The sequence below is a fragment of the Psychrobacter sp. H26 genome, from assembly GCF_059073035.1.
Genome location: NZ_JCACRW010000001.1, coordinates 2,752,493 through 2,770,570, shown reverse-complemented (window position 1 = coordinate 2,770,570; position 18,078 = coordinate 2,752,493). Strand labels below are relative to the sequence as shown.

Annotated in this window: 13 protein-coding genes; 3 read left to right on the top strand and 10 right to left on the bottom strand. The window is 43.5% G+C overall.

Annotation, left to right across the window (positions count from 1 at the left end; translation table 11 throughout):
- Positions 1-75 precede the first annotated feature (75 nt).
- From tsf to AC5JPT_RS11450, 10 genes are all read right to left on the bottom strand, one after another.
- Positions 76-957 carry a translation elongation factor Ts gene (tsf, locus tag AC5JPT_RS11495; RefSeq protein WP_201607368.1) on the bottom strand — a complete coding sequence of 294 codons (882 nt, stop codon included), beginning with the start codon at positions 955-957 and terminating at the stop codon, positions 76-78.
- Between the two features lie 375 nt (positions 958-1,332).
- A complete protein-coding gene (gene rpsB, locus AC5JPT_RS11490) occupies positions 1,333-2,121 on the bottom strand; it encodes a 30S ribosomal protein S2 (RefSeq protein WP_201607367.1) in 789 nt (262 codons plus the stop codon).
- A gap of 410 nt (positions 2,122-2,531) precedes the next feature.
- Positions 2,532-2,981, bottom strand: coding sequence for a chemotaxis protein CheX (locus tag AC5JPT_RS11485; RefSeq protein WP_319051887.1), 450 nt, complete (start codon positions 2,979-2,981; stop codon positions 2,532-2,534).
- A 41-nt stretch (positions 2,982-3,022) separates the two neighbouring features.
- The gene (locus AC5JPT_RS11480) at positions 3,023-3,472 is read right to left on the bottom strand and encodes a chemotaxis protein CheX (protein WP_319051888.1); all 450 of its coding nucleotides are present in this window, start codon (positions 3,470-3,472) and stop codon (positions 3,023-3,025) included.
- Positions 3,473-3,502: 30 nt separating this feature from the next.
- Positions 3,503-3,865, bottom strand: a complete 363-nt coding sequence (locus tag AC5JPT_RS11475) for a response regulator (RefSeq protein WP_087814005.1) — start codon at positions 3,863-3,865, stop codon at positions 3,503-3,505.
- A 61-nt stretch (positions 3,866-3,926) separates the two neighbouring features.
- Entirely contained in the window at positions 3,927-6,134 is a 2,208-nt protein-coding gene (locus tag AC5JPT_RS11470; protein WP_493858186.1) for an ATP-binding protein, read from the bottom strand.
- A gap of 12 nt (positions 6,135-6,146) precedes the next feature.
- Entirely contained in the window at positions 6,147-7,016 is an 870-nt protein-coding gene (locus AC5JPT_RS11465; protein WP_493858185.1) for a substrate-binding periplasmic protein, read from the bottom strand.
- Positions 7,017-7,381: 365 nt separating this feature from the next.
- Positions 7,382-8,641, bottom strand: coding sequence for a multidrug effflux MFS transporter (locus AC5JPT_RS11460; protein WP_493858184.1), 1,260 nt, complete (start codon positions 8,639-8,641; stop codon positions 7,382-7,384).
- 369 nt (positions 8,642-9,010) lie between these two features.
- Positions 9,011-9,823: a crotonase/enoyl-CoA hydratase family protein gene (locus AC5JPT_RS11455; protein ID WP_493858183.1), complete on the bottom strand. Its 813-nt coding sequence runs from the start codon at positions 9,821-9,823 to the stop codon at positions 9,011-9,013.
- Between the two features lie 171 nt (positions 9,824-9,994).
- The gene (locus AC5JPT_RS11450; protein ID WP_493858182.1) at positions 9,995-13,597 is read right to left on the bottom strand and encodes a hybrid sensor histidine kinase/response regulator; all 3,603 of its coding nucleotides are present in this window, start codon (positions 13,595-13,597) and stop codon (positions 9,995-9,997) included.
- Positions 13,598-14,244: 647 nt separating this feature from the next.
- Between AC5JPT_RS11450 and cysM the strand changes: the two genes are divergently transcribed.
- From cysM to rlmD, 3 genes are all read left to right on the top strand, one after another.
- Positions 14,245-15,207 (top strand): cysteine synthase CysM, encoded by a 963-nt coding sequence (gene cysM, locus AC5JPT_RS11445; RefSeq protein WP_493858181.1) that lies wholly within the window; start codon positions 14,245-14,247, stop codon positions 15,205-15,207.
- Between the two features lie 49 nt (positions 15,208-15,256).
- Positions 15,257-16,081, top strand: a complete 825-nt coding sequence (locus AC5JPT_RS11440; protein WP_493858180.1) for a 3'-5' exonuclease — start codon at positions 15,257-15,259, stop codon at positions 16,079-16,081.
- Between the two features lie 61 nt (positions 16,082-16,142).
- A complete protein-coding gene (rlmD, locus tag AC5JPT_RS11435) occupies positions 16,143-17,714 on the top strand; it encodes a 23S rRNA (uracil(1939)-C(5))-methyltransferase RlmD (protein WP_493858179.1) in 1,572 nt (523 codons plus the stop codon).
- The last annotated feature ends 364 nt before the right edge of the window (positions 17,715-18,078 follow it).

Sequence of the window (18,078 nt, the reverse complement as noted above, 5' to 3'; positions counted from 1 at the left end):
AGATTAAAGCAAAAAGTAGAGCCAAGCTGCGGGTGCTCATTGAGCACCCGCAGCCTTGTCCAATATACGTCGTGCTTACTTGTTAGCAGCCTGAGTTGCAGCAACTTCAGCAGCGAAGTCTTCTTGCTTCTTCTCGATGCCTTCGCCAACTTCTAGACGTTTGAAACCAAGTACTTTTACGCCTTCAGCTTTTAGTACGTCACCAACTTTTTTCTCATTGTCCATAACGTATGGCTGGCGCAGTAAAGTAACTTCGTCTAGGTACTTACGTAGGCCACCTTCGATCATTTTTTCAATGATGTTGTCAGGCTTGCCAGATTCTTTTGCTTTTGCTTCGATGATGTCTTTTTCGCGTGCTAGTACGTCAGCCGCAACATCTTCGTCATCTACAGCAACAGGGTTGAACGCTGCAATATGCATTGCAAGGTTCTTACCAGTATCAGCATCACCGCCTTCATAAGAGACCACAACACCGATGCGTAGACCATGACGGTACGATGCAATGTTTGCGCCTTCAAGCGTTTCAACGCGGCGGATTTGGATGTTTTCACCAATTTTTTGTACTAGTGATACACGTGCTTCTTCTACAGTTTGACCATCGCCATAAGGCAATGCAGAGATAGCAGCAACGTCAGTGACGTTGTTTTCTAGTGCAAGGTTAGCTACTTTTTCTGCAAATGCAGTGAAGCTGTCATCTTTTGCAACGAAGTCAGTTTGGCAGTTAACTTCTAATAGGAATGCTTTGCCTTCGCCTTGAGCGATGATGATAGCGCCGTCAGCTGCGATGTTACCCGCTTTTTTAGCTGCTTTTGCTTGACCAGATTTACGTAGGTTATCAATGGCAACTTCAACATCACCGTTTGATTCTTCTAACGCTTTTTTACATTCCATCATGCCAAGACCAGTACGGTCACGCAATTCTTTTACCATTTTGGCAGATACTTTTACTTCTGTCATAAGAGTCACCTTAGTATAGTTATTTATAGGAGCACTGTACTTCTAAGTGCTGTATTTCTATTCGATATCTTGGTATTACTTAAAATCTAGCAGACAGCTCGTTTTGAACGATTACTAATATAGCCGTAGTTGATGTCAAAAAAATAACATCTCTACAGTACAGCGATATGACCAGTAGGAACGATAATACTCGCCCGATAGCGACTCGCTGATACACATGGTGTTATTAATAAGGCTTTATTCAATAACAAGGCATGACGAGTAAAACTACATCATGCCTATTATGAGCTTATACGCTGTTCAACGTATTATATGAATACTGATAAACGTGTTATCAAGGTATACTTACAACGTTAAACTTTTTGATTCAGTTACTTACTCTGCTGGAGTAGCAGCTTCTTCTGCAGCTGGTGCTTCTTCAGTAGCAGCAGGTGCTTGCTCAGCTTTGCCACCAGCTTGAGTTTGTGCGTATTCTTTACCAGCGATGATAGCATCAGCCATAGAAGTTACATACAAAGTCACAGCACGGATAGCATCATCGTTAGCTGGGATGATGTAATCAACGTTGTCTGGGCTAGAGTTAGTATCAACGATACCGATAACTGGGATACCCAAGTTCTTGGCTTCTTTGATAGCGATCGCTTCGTGATCTACGTCTACTACAAAGATAGCGTCAGGTAGGCCGCCCATGTCTTTGATACCGCCTAGTGAACGCTCAAGTTTTTCCATATCGCGAGTACGCTCTAACGCTTCACGCTTAGTTAGCTTCGCGAAAGTACCGTCTTCTGCTTGCTTTTCTAGCTCTTTTAGACGGTTGATTGACTGGCGTAGAGTTTTCCAGTTAGTCAACATACCACCTAACCAGCGATGGTCAACGTATGGCATGCCAGCGCGAGCAGCTTGCTCACGTACGATACCACTTGCAGCGCGCTTAGTACCAACAAACAATACTTTGTTTTTCTTAGCAGCTAGGCCGTTTACGTAAGTCAACGCTTCGTTGAATGCTTTTACGGTGTGCTCTAGGTTGATGATATGGATCTTGTTACGTGCGCCAAAGATGTATGGTCCCATTTTTGGGTTCCAAAAACGTGTTTGGTGACCAAAGTGAGCGCCGGCTTGTAGTAAGTCGCGCATTTCGATTTTGGTTGGGTTCTTTGTAGCCATGAGAATATATCCTATTGGTTGGGTTATGCCTCCACATCACAAAAACAGCCTATTTAGCGACACGCATCTGCTACCGGTTAGTTTTCATTAGTAAAGCACTAACGGTTCACAAATTAATCAAGTCGCCAAACACCCAGCAATTTTTTGCCATGATGTGTGTGTCATTGGTTGGTTTAAAAAAGAAGCTATCATTAGATTCAAGAAACACTCAAATCCAAACTATAAAGCGAATTATAAAAATAGCTGCGCTGTATTTTATCACATAACGCCTTTGAATCTCCAGCTGTTTATTAGTAGCATATCAATAAGATAAAAACAAAATAGAGCGCTAACAAAATAAAAAAAAGCGACACCTTGGTATCGCTTTTTTATTATTCATTCAACTGTATAGACGCTACTTTATGCATATATTACGCAATACAGATCCCAATCACTGCTTTATGACCACGCCAAGTGAATGGGGTGATATAGCTTTGGCGGTCTTTTGGCAAGTAAGAGACGCTAGGCGCACTCTCAACGATATGCGGCGGAGAGATAATAAACTCTGAGCCGAACTCTGTACGCGCGTTGCCAGAGATAGTATTGGCCATTTCGCCCAATAAATCTTTCATCATGGTGATTGACGAGTCAGGCTCACCCATCACTCTAATGACTTCGCGCAGCATCACGCTCGGCGCACTGACATAGACACAGCCTTCTAAAGGACCTGATATCTTGATGACGCCGCTATAGTCAAAACCAATCGCGGTCTTGTTACTATTCAAATAAGGGGTATCAATAGCCACTTCTGAGCCATCGATCTGCGAAAAAAACGCATTGATCGAGCTTAGAAACACACCCAGTTTTTCTACTTTAAACATAATATATTAATATCCATCTGTATTACGTGGCAGCAGTACCATTAATCCTGCAGACAAACCACAATCTCGCCAACTTGCGAGTGCCAAGTGATGGGAATGATAAAAGAACGCTCATCGTTCGGCAACACAATACTTTGGGGCGCACCCTTAAATACAAATGGCACAGAGATATGAAACTCTGAACCAAATTCTTTACGTGCATTCCCCGCGATCGTATTGGCAACTTCACCCGCCAAATCAATGTAGTTCTCATCACTCTTATCGGTTTCACCCATGCTATCTAAGATCGAAGACAGTAATTGATGGGTTGCCGAAAAGTACACCACGCCTTTTTGTCCACCTGAAATACCAATAACACCCGTATAATCATGAACTTTTGGCTGTTTGTTTTCTAACAAATAAGGCGTATCAGCAACAAGCTCTTCTCCGCCAAACTGATCAAAGTAATTACTAATAATGCTTAAAAAAATCTGTAACTTTTGTTCTTTCATAATGATCTCTGCTGTAGTCGATGAATGGTGTTAGTCTTGCATCAGCTCATACAAAGACTCGACAAGCTCCTCTTCTGAGAAGGGCTTGCACAAAAAGCCGCTGGCACCCAATGATAGCGCCTCAATACCAGTGGCTTTATCGGACAATGCTGACACCACTAAAATACGTACCTCAGGATCAATCGCAATGATTTTTTCGATACATTCTAGTCCATCCATTTGTGGCATGGTCAGATCCATCGTAATAACATCAGGACGATGGATATTGAATTTTTCAATAGCCTGAACCCCGCTGGTTGCTGTCGCAACTAGCATGAACTGACCTGAATCATACGCGCGCTGAATGCGATTTCTAATAATATTTGAATCATCAACAATCATTAATTTATGCATAACTTATCTATTACCTTTAATGAAGTGCTTGTCGTCCCTGACAATATATTTACTGTTGTAGTTAAGCTTTGGGTAACGTAATGACAAACCGTGTCATCTGACCCAGTTCACTGTTTACATTAAGCTTGCCATCATACTCTTTGACTTGCGCTTTGATGATATCAAGTCCAACGCCGCGGCCACCATCTTCATCTGCATGCTCTTTGGTTGAGAACCCAGAAGAAAATAACTGCTTGAGCAAATCGCCTTGACTGAGCTGGCTCGCTTCTTGCGCACTAAAACGACCTTCTGCACTCAGCTTATTGCGGATGCTGTCATAGTCGATACCTTGACCATCATCTTGTACAATCAGCACAAAGTCTGAACCGTTATCTTGTACTTCTAGATCAATCGTACCAACGTCAGTCTTGCCTGCTGCTTGGCGAGTGCTTGGTGTTTCGATACCGTGCACGACTGCGTTACGTAGCAATTGAATACTGATCTCTTTGACTGGTTTTGCGAGATGTGCTGGGATGTCAGTTTGCGCCAGTGTATTGCTCTTTAACTGTACTTGCTTACCTTGTCTTGCAGCGATCTCTTTTGCAAACTCACTATAAAAAGACAAACGATCTTCTTCTGTATTACTGTCCAAATCAATGTCTAGACCGCCACCAGTGCTGATATTACCGATTGACTGGCTCACAGGCTGACGGGTTGCAGTGACTGGTACGCTATTTGTTGCCACAGCATCATCTGATGTCAACGGCGTGGTGGCTGTTTTTGGTGGTGCTGAGCGATTGATACGCTCGCCTAACGTTGCGATAGTGTTTGATAGGCTGAGCAGATCATCCAAGTGTACTGCTAGTGGCAAGAAGTCGTTACCAGACAACTGGCTTTGGTTCTGCAGCGCATGTAACTTATCTTCAGCATCCGAGGCAATCTTAGTAAAGCTATGCAGCTTCAGTGCCGAGGCCTCACCTTTTAAGCTGTGCATCTCGCGATAAATCGCTTTTAGCTTGTTCTCAAGTTCGTACTGCGAGCTGCCTGGATTTTTTAAGATGTTATTCATCTTCTCGATATGCGCTTGGGTATTGCCAATGAATTCGTTGATGATCTTTGGATTTACATTCAAGATAGTCGTCAACATCTCAATCTGCATATCGTTTTGTGAACGCTCTTTTTCTAGACGCTGTTCTAGATAGACGGCATCTGATACATCATTTACGTTGACCAAGATACGCGCGATATCTTTATTATCATATACACGTGAGAATTTAAAATCTAAGAAGCGGTTACCAAGATTTTTATTATCAGACACATTGTGTAGCATGACTTTATGTAGCGGATTGAGTGAATCAACCAGTTTTTCTTTAACTCGAGGGTTGTATAGCTGTTCAATAAATTGCTGTGTGGTATTTAGGTCTTTATCAGAAATACGACCACGCAATACATTGGTAAAGTTCTCTCCGGCCAATCTATCAGAACCGATAATATTGTTAAGCGCGCGCGAATGCTGCTGTCCAATATTTAGATCTTTATCAAGCAAGAACAGACCGGTATTTACTGTCTCCATAATCTCTTGCGTCTCGCGACGAGCAGCAAAAGCTTCAGCATCCGTCTCACGTAAGCGGCGTACAAAAAAGAATACGAAGATTAGGAAGTAGGTAAAGATCGCGGCAACACCCAGTATCTGGATAAGACGAATGGTCGTCGCTTGACGCTCTGCGCTATCAAATACGTCTCTTGTCAAACTGTCTAAAGATTCGTTAATGAACAAACTTGATGTTTTTGCCTGTTCAACTGCCTGAGTCAATTCATCAGCAGAAGGCACCATCACATTATCAGCATCTTTTAAATAGGCTTGGATTTTAGGCTCTAGTGTTGTCCATTGTTCATTGGCAGCGGCAATGTTTGCTTGTGCATTGCTATCAATGTTTGGTAGATCGTAACTATTGCCTTGCGTATCTGTAATTGTACCGCCCTGCTGGATTGCAGCAATAGAGCTGGTAATCAGTGCCGTGTTTTCTTCTAGACGACTCAATACTCGTTGTATGTGTGGGGACTTAGTATCCTCACCATAACTACTGTCTAAGTCAAAAAGATCTTTAATTACGGCCTGTGCACTATTGGCAACTTGGTTGGTTTGGTCAATTAAAGCCGTGTTTCTTTCTAGTAGACTCGAGGTATAAAACGTAAACGCTAGCAAAGCACCAATCAAAGATAAGAATAGTGCAATTGAAATGATTAGACCTTGATAGCGCTTGTTGTCAACATTTGGTGTGGTTGCCATCTGCAGAATTCCTTAGTTCAATTGCGTGGTAGTAGTGTCAGAAGCGCTATTATCTGCAGGTTCAGTACCACCCAACCAGCGCGTCTCAATCTCTTTAAACGTCCCTTTTTGCTTGAGCTTAGCAATACCTTCATTCACATTGTTGATCAGCTCATTGTTGCCTTTGGCCATCAAAATAACCTGCTGTGCTGAAGGGTTGTCTTGCCCTTCATAAGGAACGATAGTCACATCGTACTCAGGATGGTTTTTTGCAGTGAACTGTAGAATTGGCAAGTCATGCAAGATGACATCTACTTTGCCTTGCATCAAATCTTCATACAATAAGTAAGCGGTACTTCGCGTGGTCATATCGCTATATTTGCCCATAGCATTCAGCTGATCTTCTTGCTTTGAGCCTTCCATAGCAGCGACGTGCATACCCTGCAAGTCCTGTATGTCATTGATGGTGACATTGCTTTTGGCATACATGATAGAGGATGGGTTAAAGAAGTAAGGGGTAGATAAACCGTACTTTACCGCACGATCGTCTTTGTACGAGATACCTGATATCGCGATATCACGGCCACCTGAGGCCACACTGTCAAACATGTTTTGCCAAGTTTCCTTATAAAACTCGACCTTAAAGCCCTGCTCTTCTCCAATAGCACGGATTGAATCGATATCAATGCCCTGCATATTGCCGTAATCGTCTTGGAACGAAAATGGAGGCATCGTTCCGGTTGTAGCCACTTTCAAAGTTGGTGCGGTATCAGGCAGCTCACTCACGAAACTGTCCTTGTTCTCTGTTACTGTTGTACTGGTGTTTTCTTGTGTGGAAGACTCACCACAGCCAAATAGGCCAACACTCAGTATCACTGGTAACACTCGGTATAACTGCATCATAATCTACCCTTAGAGCTTAGCGTTGTTGTGCATTTTATTGAATGACAATTCAGAAAGGTTAGGCAATATCCCTATAATACTTACTTACAGAAAGTTACGTTCAGATAATACTTACCTAAAATTACAATTGCAATAATAATGTTTGGCGATTATGTATAATTAGTTATAGGTTACTGATATATTTGATTTTTTAAAGACGGACATTTTCAAAAATTGTCTATATGAATTGTAAAATTACACTTTTGAAAATAGATTTTCATAGTGAGGCTGTGCATATACAAAACACGAGGCACAAAAGAGCCCTTATACGCTTAACGTATAAGGGCTCTTTTAAAATATAGCTGACTTATTTTGTCGGTTTTTATCTACTCCGCATCGTCAAGGTTGAGATTACGGTCTATTTGCCAAATTAAGAACGAACCAATGCTCATAAGAGAAAACATCGCAATACCGATCTTGAGTACAGGATTGACGGGAAATAGATTGAGTAATAACCCACCAAAAATACCTACTGAAAACATAAGCGAGCCTTGTAACGCACTTGCCATACCAGCACGGCGCTTTTGAAATGCCAATGCAATTGCCGAAGCGTTAGGCTGAGTCAAACCCAAACCTGCAATACAAAAGAAAATACATGCCAGCACTAAGGGTAGCCAAGCATCCGTTCCCAAAAACAGACCTATTACAAACAACACGCCTGCAGAGATAACCTGCATCATCGCGCCAAACCGCAAGATACTTAAGATGCGAAATCGATTGGTGAGCCATTGGTTTAGCTGAGTTAATCCCACAAAACCTGCTGCATTCATCCCAAACAACCAGCCAAAATGCGTCGCTGATACGCCATACGTATCCATGATCAACTCAGACGCTGAGCTGATATAAACAAACATCGCACCCATTAATAACCCACCGCCAATGGCTGGATAGTTGAAGGTTGGGTCTTTTAGTAAATCCCAATACTGACTGAGCACTTCTTTTGCAGGGCGTACATTACGATTTTCTTCGGTCAAAGTTTCAAAGAAGAAAAACTTGGTAAGCAATAAATTTAGCGCACCAAAAGCAGCTAAGAACCAAAATATAGAATGCCAATCAAAGAACTGTAGGAATAATGCACCCAGCGATGGCGCCAATATAGGTGCTAAGCCCATGACCAATATCATGATTGAAAAGGCTTTTGCAGTCTGTTTGGCTGTGAGACGATCACGAATAGCGGCACGTGTCACCACTGCCCCCACACAAGCGCCTAAAGCTTGCAAAGTGCGACCTGCAAACAGCACGTATTCGTTATTGGTGGTTGCACACAATATAGAGGCAATCACATACAGCGTCATACCTATATATAACGGTTTGACGCGACCAACACGATCGCTAAAAGGTCCATAGAATAGCTGCCCAAATACCAGACCTAAAAAATACGCGGGCACAGAGTTGGCCATAAACGCCGTAGATACGCCAAAATCATCTGCCATCGAGGGCAATGCAGGTAGGTACATGTCTATAGACAAGGGCCCTACCGCAACCATCAACCCAAGCATCATAATCCAGGCGACAGGCAGATCAGCAGAGCGTACGCGTTCAGAGGCGATAGGCTTATTGGGGAGAGAGGGTTTTGAGGCAGACATATTTGGACCGTTTTATATAGTGATGATTGCTTTATTATTTAGGTGCTTATTATAGGCGCAGAGTAGAGAGAGGCTTTTAACAACAATAGTGCATCTTTACCTGCATCTGTGCAAGCGGACAGTGTTATATCGTGCTATCTGCCTGTATTTCAATAGCTGTGAACTGCTAGTGAAACATGCCTTAACAACTAAAAAACAATCAAAGTTTTTGTCAAAATATGTCTGGTATATCTTTTGCTTAAATAGATCTAAAAATACTGGTTAAAAATTACGGGTATAAAAATATTGAGATTAGAAATATTTAGGTTAGATAGCTTGGAAGAAACTATTTAACCTATCTCATTTATCTCTCATTAAAGTAAAAGCATATTAGCGGAACTGGCGTTTACCAAATACGGTGCTGGCTTGTTTTGCTTTTCTAAGTGCAAGCTTACGGTTACGTCCGATCATCATCTTAAACTGCCACACTTTTTCTTTGTATAAAGTTGCCGTAGGTTGCTCGTACATCGCATTGATGACTCGCTTGCTCGCTAAAACCGCATCAGGGGAACGTTCAGCAAACTCAGCCGCTAGCTCTTGTGCTTGCTCCAGCGGAGTATCGCTACAATGGCTAATGAGCCCCAAATCTTTGCCTTCATTAGCATTAACGATGCGCGCACTCATAGCCAGCTCTTTTAACACGTCCTCTCGCACCACACCAAACGCCGATTGCGTCAGACCCATATCCGGTACCAAGCCCCATTTGGCTTCCATGATAGATAACTGACAATCAGGATGGCTAATGCGTACGTCACAAGCCAGTGCCAACTGTAGCCCAGCACCAATACAGTAGCCTTCTAATACCGCAATAACAGGTAATGGTAGATCCCGCCATACCAGACAAACTCGTTGGAACGAGCTTTGCCAAGGCTTGATCAACTCCCAAATAGCAAAGGCTTTGTTTTTTGGATGATTTAGATCACCCAAATCAATACCTGCACAGAATGTACCTTCTGCACCTTTCAAAATAACGGCGCGTATTGTTTTGTCTTTGCTGATTCGATCTGCCAAAGTAATCAACTCATCAATCACTTGAAAACTCATGGCATTTTTTTTGTGTGGACGATCCAAGGTGACCGTTAGTATATTGTCTACAATACTCACCTGTAACGTCTCGTATTGGTAACTTGCAATCGCGTTCATAACAGTCCTTATCAATGAAATAATATAAGTATAAATATAGTAATGATCATAATATTAGCAGGCTTACCCCTACTCTACCGTAGCAATAACTGACTGCCACGGTACGATATGAAAAACCAGCGGCTTTATATTCAAGCAATAAATAATCAAATAACGGGATGATGGATCGCTTTATATCATTTTCCATGTCATATCGTTTTCGCTCAAACGATGATAGTTGAGCTGCGGATAAGCAGACAAATCAACACTCTGTAAATTATTCAGCGCTGTAAGTAGTGCCTCGTAATACGGCTCAATCATCGCAAACTGGACTGGCGTCGTATGCTGCACATTTAATAAGCACTTGTCCTCCAAGTCCTGACTGGCCTGACGCAACTGCGGTACCCCTGTGTAACGACTACCACCCAGTATACGGTGCGCGATTTGTGCCAGTAGGCTACGGTCACGTGCTTCCCATGCTTGAGTCAATGCTTGCTTTTCCTCATTGATCGTATCAATCATCATGATGATAAGCTTCGCTGCTAGATCAGGTTTATTTGCTGATCGAGTCAGTGCGTCTTGCCAGTCTAAAATCTCAGACGTATCTTCGGTCGTACTTACGTTGTGTTGATTTGAGTCTTGATTTAGGGTCTGGTGTAAGTTGTGATGCAGATTATGATCTGCTTGCTCATAAACTCTCTCATCTATACTCGCACCCATATCTTCAGAAGCATACGCTATAGGTGCCGCTTGTGAGTCTAATAACGGCGCGCGTCCTTGATTATGCAGGCGTACCCCTCCGTAGCGTGGCTGGTTCTCACGCGTCGTCTCTCGTCTATAATCCTCTCGAGGCTGGCTGTCACGTAAGTAATCATCTCGAATTTTTTTCAATGATAAAGGCCGAGTAACTTTTGCCTGATCTTTTGCCTGATTTATCGTATCAAGCGTACCTCTAACCCTGTCTTTGTCTTTGTCTTTGTCTTTGTCTTTGTCTTTGGCTATAGGATAAGGCGCTGTCTTTGAACCTGACAACTGCGTTGCGTGTTCTTTAAGATCTACATGCGTCAGGTCGGCACTTTGTGGGTCAAAGCTTTGTAGATCGTTATCGTGTGGATCAAAACTTTGTAGATCAGAGCTTGGTAGGTCAGTGAGTGGTAAACCAGATGCTTGTAAGTCTGTATGAGACAATGCGGTGAGTTGTGGCGAATTGCTTGTACGTCCCAGCCATTTTTGTAGCACTTGTAGTAACTGTGGTTGGCTAATGGGCTTACCAACGTAGTCGTTGATACCACTGGCAATCAACTTGTCACGCTCATCAGCTAAGCCGTGCGCTGTTAGCGCGATAATAGGAATACGGCTATCAGCAGTTTCAATATTTCGAATTTGCTTGGCCGCTTCGTGACCTGACATACGCGGCATTTGAATATCCATAAATATCAAGTCGATATGACTTTTATCTTGGGCAGCGGCTTTATCTTCAACTCCTGCATCTTCAGTATAAAGCGCAGTGCTTGATTTCTTATTTACTTCATCACGCGCTTCTGCTTTAGAGAGCTGCGTCTTATTTGATAGACTCTGCTTATCATTTTTGGCAGTTTTGACATTTTTGGTTTGTTGCTTACTGATAATCTCTATAGCATCAAACCCACTACTCGCTGTGATGACTTGAATGCCAAGCTCACTCAATAGTGCATCTAACACCAATAAGTTTGGCAAATGATCATCAACTGCTAGCACCGTAACCCCTTTCCAGCGCGGCGCTTGTAAGCTATTTGGTACGCTGCGGTTTTGCGTATCAAGCATCGCATAGAGCTGTCTTTTGTCTAACGGCTCATACAAGATATTAGCGTGATAACGGTTCAGCAGCGCTTGGTCAGCAGCGACTTGGTAGCCAAACACAGCCAGCTTTCCTTGATAGTGCAGACGTATTTGCTTGAGCAGGGCCATCATGTCGTCTTGCGTATCATCATCAACAATGACCCAATCCCAAAAATTCCCATATTCTTTTAGTGACTCAAGTACCCCTGGTAGTGAGTTGGCTTGGGTTAGCTTAATCGGTAAGTATTGCAAGCTTGCTTTGAGCACTTGTATTGAGGCGGTATGATTAATCCAGACCAACACGTTAAACTCATCGGTTTCGCTCGCAAGCGGCGCCAAAACTGGTAACTCAATGGTCTGACCAGTTGCTGCTTCTAGCACATCGACATGAGCTGGCATACGGAACCAGAACGTCGCCCCTTGATTGGCAATATTTTCTTGAGCATTGTCATGAAACCCAATATCACCGCCCATCAGACGCGTCAGCTGTTTGGAGATAACCAGTCCCAGTCCTGTACCGCCATATTGACGCGTGATGGATGGATCCCCTTGACTGAAGCTTTGAAACAGCATTTTTTGATCAGCAAGAGAGATGCCTTTACCACTGTCCTGCACACTAATCATCAGATAGTTATCACGATGGTCATCCAAGCTCACTCGCACCACCACATCGCCACTATCCGTGAACTTGATGGCATTACCGACGATATTGGTCAGTACTTGCTTAAGACGTAGTGCATCGCCATTGATACGCATCGGCACATCATTGTAGAACAGTACTGCCATACGCAAACCCTTCTCTGCAGAGACAGGAGAGAGCATATCGACCACATCGTATATCGTGTCATAAAGATCAAATTCATGGCGATCAAGCACTAACTTGCCAGCCTCAATTTTAGAAAAATCTAAAACGTCATTTACTAGAGCGAGCAGGTGCGCCGAAGACTTACGTATGGTCTGTACATACAAATCCTGCTCAGGGTTTAGCTCACCGTGACGCGCCAGCAAGTTGATAAAACCATCAATACTGTTTAGCGGGGTACGCAGTTCATGACTGATATTGGCTAGAAATGCAGACTTGGCTTGGCTGGTTGAGATTGCTGCATCACGTGCGTTTCGGATAGAGATATTCTGCATCTCCATCTCATCAAAAGCCAAACGTAGGTCATCTTCGGTCTGCTCGGCGTGGTCTTTTAGCTCTTGGAAACTCCTATGCAGTCGGCGCAGCGTCCTAACTAGATCTTGCTGTAATAAGTTCAGCTCACCATCTGACTCGACTGGTACAGGCTGGTATAGATTGTCGACATGGGTACGTTGTAACTGCAAGCGCAGCTCGTAGATTGGCGCAATCCAACGTTTTGAGTAGATATTTAAACTAAGCAATAGAATTAAGATAGTGAATAGACCTGTAATCACCAGTGCCATCGCAATACGATAACGGGCAATATAAAGAGGCTCATTATCCATATCGACCAGTAGCCACAAGGTCTGCCCTTCAAACTCACCCAAAACACTGCCATATGCTGTTCCTACCGGCGTTGGTTTTTGTGACAAGAAACTTGCCGAATCAGTGATTAAAGGCCACTTTTCATTCAGACCATAGCCAACGGTTGCCAAGACCTGATTGCCTTCATTGATGATAGCGATACGCTGTACATGCTGCTCAGACTGCATACGCCCAAGTTTATCTTGTATGCTTTCGAGCGTGGTCATTGCAGTTTCCGATGCGCCAGCGGTGCCTTTCCATATTTGCTGACGCTCTTGCGCTAACAGATCAGGGATTAGCTCTGCGATAACTGGTGTATAGCGAATAAGTACCGCTTCAGCCAACACTTCTTGCTCTGAGTCACTAGCACGCATGGTTTCGTGAAACACCAAAATACCACCCACCGCTGCCAACACGCAAATGGGCAAAAACACCAGTATGACCAACTGACCATAAGCACTACTGGTATCGAAACGTTTTCTATATGCCATGCTCGCCCTACTCTCTACCGAATTTTTGCAGTGAATTTTGATGCTGCTTCTAACATGCGCGGCTCAAGCGATTAACTATGCTAGCCTATTTCTTCACACAATATATTGTTTTACGCTTGAGATTATCTTAACAGGATTCTATAAATGACGGTTAATCATTAAGAATCACATCACTTAGGTTCTCTCGTTTCATATTCCTTTAACTCAGGCTCGCTTAATTCAGGCTCGCTCGGACATCCACGCTAACTACTACGACAATCGATCAGAAATGTTACGCCCTACTACATAATTTTCATCTTAATCGAACTCAGCACCAATGATACCAAAATGCTGTATCACAACTGTATTTACCTATTCATTAACACCCAATCAATTAACAAGCTAGCTCAGTCACTATTATTCCATCATGCGATAAGCGCAGCTGAAAACAAAATGATATAATGACGCAACTTTTTATTTGCCACAATAGATCGCTCATAGTCAACACGTATGGGAGCGTATTCTACTGCCTTCACGTTTTGGTTTGCTTCTCACCATAAACCAATATACAAAGCAGCTGTCTCGAATTATTATCAAACAATAAAAACAGTAACCCTATCCAAAACGGTTACCCAAAAAATATTCTAAAAAATAAATAAGGATCGCTTATGTCCGCTACGGCCATATCAAACACCAACTTTATCACTCAAGTGACCACGCTTGCTGATTGTGTCGGTCAAACGCCACTGGTCAAATTACAGCGACTGCCTGAGCAAGAGCACATCGACAATGGTGCCACGCTATTGGCTAAACTGGAAGGCAACAACCCTGCTGGTTCTGTAAAGGATCGCCCGGCCTTTAATATGATCTATCAAGCCGAACAGCGCGGTGATATCAAGCCTGGCGACATGTTGATTGAAGCAACTAGTGGCAATACTGGTATTGCGCTAGCCATGGTCGCGGCAATGCGCGGCTATCCAATCACCTTGCTAATGCCAACCAACTCAACTCAAGAACGTAAAGACGCTATGATTGCTTATGGCGCGACGTTGATTGAGGTGGATGAAGGTATGGAAGCGGCGCGTGACTTGGCATTACAGATGCAAACCGACGGCAAAGGCATCGTGTTAGATCAGTTTAACAATCCTGATAATAGCCAAGCACATTACCTAACCACAGGGCCGGAACTGTGGGCACAAACCGACGGTAAAATCACTCATTTTATTAGTTCAATGGGTACTACAGGTACCATCACAGGTGTCTCACGGTATCTAAAAGAACAAAATCCAGATATCCAAATCATCGGTTTGCAACCCGATGAAGAAGCTTCTATTGCTGGCATCCGCCGTTGGCCTGCTGCATATATGCCAGGTATCTTTGACGCAGACTTGGTAGATGATGTCATGGATGTTGATCAGCATATCGCTGAGATTTACATGCGCAAACTGGCGAAGAACGAAGGTATTTTTGCTGGTGTATCCTCAGGCGCCGCTACCTGGGCAGCAACGCAAGTAGCTAAAAACAATCCTGATGCTGTTATTGCCTTTATCGTCTGCGATCGTGGAGATCGTTATTTATCAACCGGTCTATACAGCGTCGATGATAGCGCTATAGATGACGCCACCAATTAAGCTTATAACCAGCTAGCTTACAAATGCTGATAAATAGTTAGGATTATTCATGTCACAATCGCTACCATCTGACCCTATACTCGTCTTTGATATCGAGACGGTTGCCGATATTGATGCTGCGCGTCGTATCTATCCGCAGCTGGCGCAGCTCAACGATGCAGATACGTTGAGCGCACTGACGGCAATCCGGACGCAAGAGGCAGGGCATGACTTTATGCGCTTGCCACTACAGCGCATTGTCTGTATCTCAGCGTTATATATCAAAGACGGCAAGTTATCGTTGTTTTCGTTAACTGCAGATAAGTTTAGCGAAAAAGACATACTTTCTAAGTTTTTTCGAGCGTTTAGCGATGTTGAGACATTGCCACAGCTCATCAGCTGGAATGGTTCGGGCTTTGACATCCCTGTACTGATATATCGTGCGATGCAATACGACCTATCAGCGCCCTGGCTGTTTGAAGAAGGCGAACGCATCAAAAACATGCGTTTTGATAACTATGTCAATCGCTTCCACACGCGTCACCTTGATTTGATGGACAGATTTAGTCAATACGGTGCCAGTCGCCGCGAAGCTATGGATATCGTCGCCAGTTTATATGGCTTACCAGGCAAGACTGACGTTAACGGTAGCATGGTCGGTGCTCTAGTCGAGAGTGGAGACTGGCAAACCCTTTCGATATATTGTGAGTCTGATGTGATGAACACGTGGCTTATCTATCTACGCTGGTTACGTCTTACAGGGCAGTTATCCTCGCCAGGCTTCGATGCCTGGCAACAGCAGAGCTACGACTATCTGGCACAGTATACCCAAGCAGACGGTAGTCCGCGGCACCAAGAATTTATTGCTGACTGGTCATCGGCACCTACATTGTAGCCATAGTACGATCAGCAGCTTTCACTCCCCTTTTCTAGTTATTTATTATTAAGGCAGGTTTATGCAACCCACCGACTCAAAAACGCCTATAGCATCTGATGCGACATCACAAAACAGTGACATTCAAACGAATGAAGCTCAAACGAACGATACCCAGAAGATTGCTATTCCGCCTAGTAAGAAAAAATCTAAACCATCATCAAAAACGCGTCGTCGTCTAAAGGATGCAGAACCGATTCCATTTAATATTGACGGCTTATCACACGATGGTCGCGGCGTTGCTGTCTATGGTAATGGCTTTGGTATTGACGATAGTCACGCTGAAGACAAACACGGCAAAAAAATCTTTGTCAGCTTTGCACTACCGGGCGAAAGTGCCTTGGTCAAAATAACCAATAGCCGTGCCAGTTTTGAAGAAGGGGATGCAATTAGTATTACTGCCAATCCAAATCCTGAACGTGCAGTACCGCCTTGCCCGCATTTTGGGGTTTGCGGTGGTTGTAATTTACAACATTGGCAGCCAGACGGTCAGATAAACTTTAAGCAAACTGTACTTGCTGAGATGCTGGTACATCAAGCCAATGCAGTTCCTGATAACTGGCTACCTCCTGTCGTTGGCGACCGACTTGGCTACCGTACCAAAGCACGTCTAGGCGTACGTTACGTGGTCAAAAAAGAAACGGCGCTGGTCGGCTTCCGTGAGCGCTCAAGCAACTTTTTGGCAGAGTTAAATGAATGTCATATCTTAGACCCACGTATTGGCTTTGAGATTGAAAACCTAAAGACTTTAATCAGCACATTAGAGAGTCGTGACAAGATTGCTCAGCTTGAACTTGCGATGGGTGAGCATTTGCCTGAGCTGCCCGATGGTAATCAGCCAGTTGCCCTTATCGTGCGTAACTTAGAACCATTGTCAGATGCGGATATAGATAAACTAAAAGTATTCTTTGCAGCGCGTAACTGGCAGCTATATCTGCAGTCGAAAGGTGCTGATAGCATTCAACGTATCGCTTTAACCGATGCCGACGACTTAAGCGAGCAGTTTGGTCGCTTGTATTATCAACTGCCAGAATATGACTTAACCTTTGAGTTTATCCCTACTGACTTTACCCAAGTCAACCTATCTGTAAACCGTCAAATGACGAAGCTGGCTTGCGACTTGTTGGATCTAAAAGCAGGCGAACGAGTGCTGGATCTGTTCAGTGGTTTGGGCAACTTTAGTCTACCTTTAGCGCGTCTAGTTGGAGAGACAGGTTCAGTGATTGGGGTCGAAGGTAGCGAAGCCATGACCGAACGCGCGGCTGACAACGCACGCCGCAATGGTATCAATAACACTGAATTTTATAGTCAAGATTTGACGCAAGACTGCACTGACAAGCCTTGGGCCAATCAAGGTTTTGATGCACTATTGATCGATCCACCACGCTCTGGTGCGTGGGAGATTATGCAGTATTTGCCAAAGTTCAATGCGGAGCGTATCGTCTATGTCTCTTGTAATCCAGCAACGCTTGCTCGTGATACAAAGGCATTGCTAGAGCAAGGCTATCGTCTAACACACGCGGGTGTAATGGACATGTTCTGCCATACGGGCCATGTTGAATCTATTGCTCGCTTTGAAAAAGTAGCCGTTTAATTTAAGCTTATCATATGATGAATAAGCCATATTAAGTAGACGTTTGATGATGACATAATCTGATACAAAATTTGGGTAAGTTCTTATCAAGAAATAACGGCTACTTCATACAATTAGCCATAGTCATTACAGACGCTCGCTTGATTTGTCATTTCAAAGTGAGATAATAGTAAACAATCTTCTTATATTTTAGATCAAAGTATAAGAAGTACCTACGCTCATAGCTTTATATATTTTACGCGCATTTTATAGCTGCTAAAAATAACATTTTTAGCAGTTGTATTGGTTTATAGCTGGCACTTTATGAATCGTCAATTCAGAGTGTGTGCATAGTAGATGAGGTTATAATCAATTCAAAATAGCT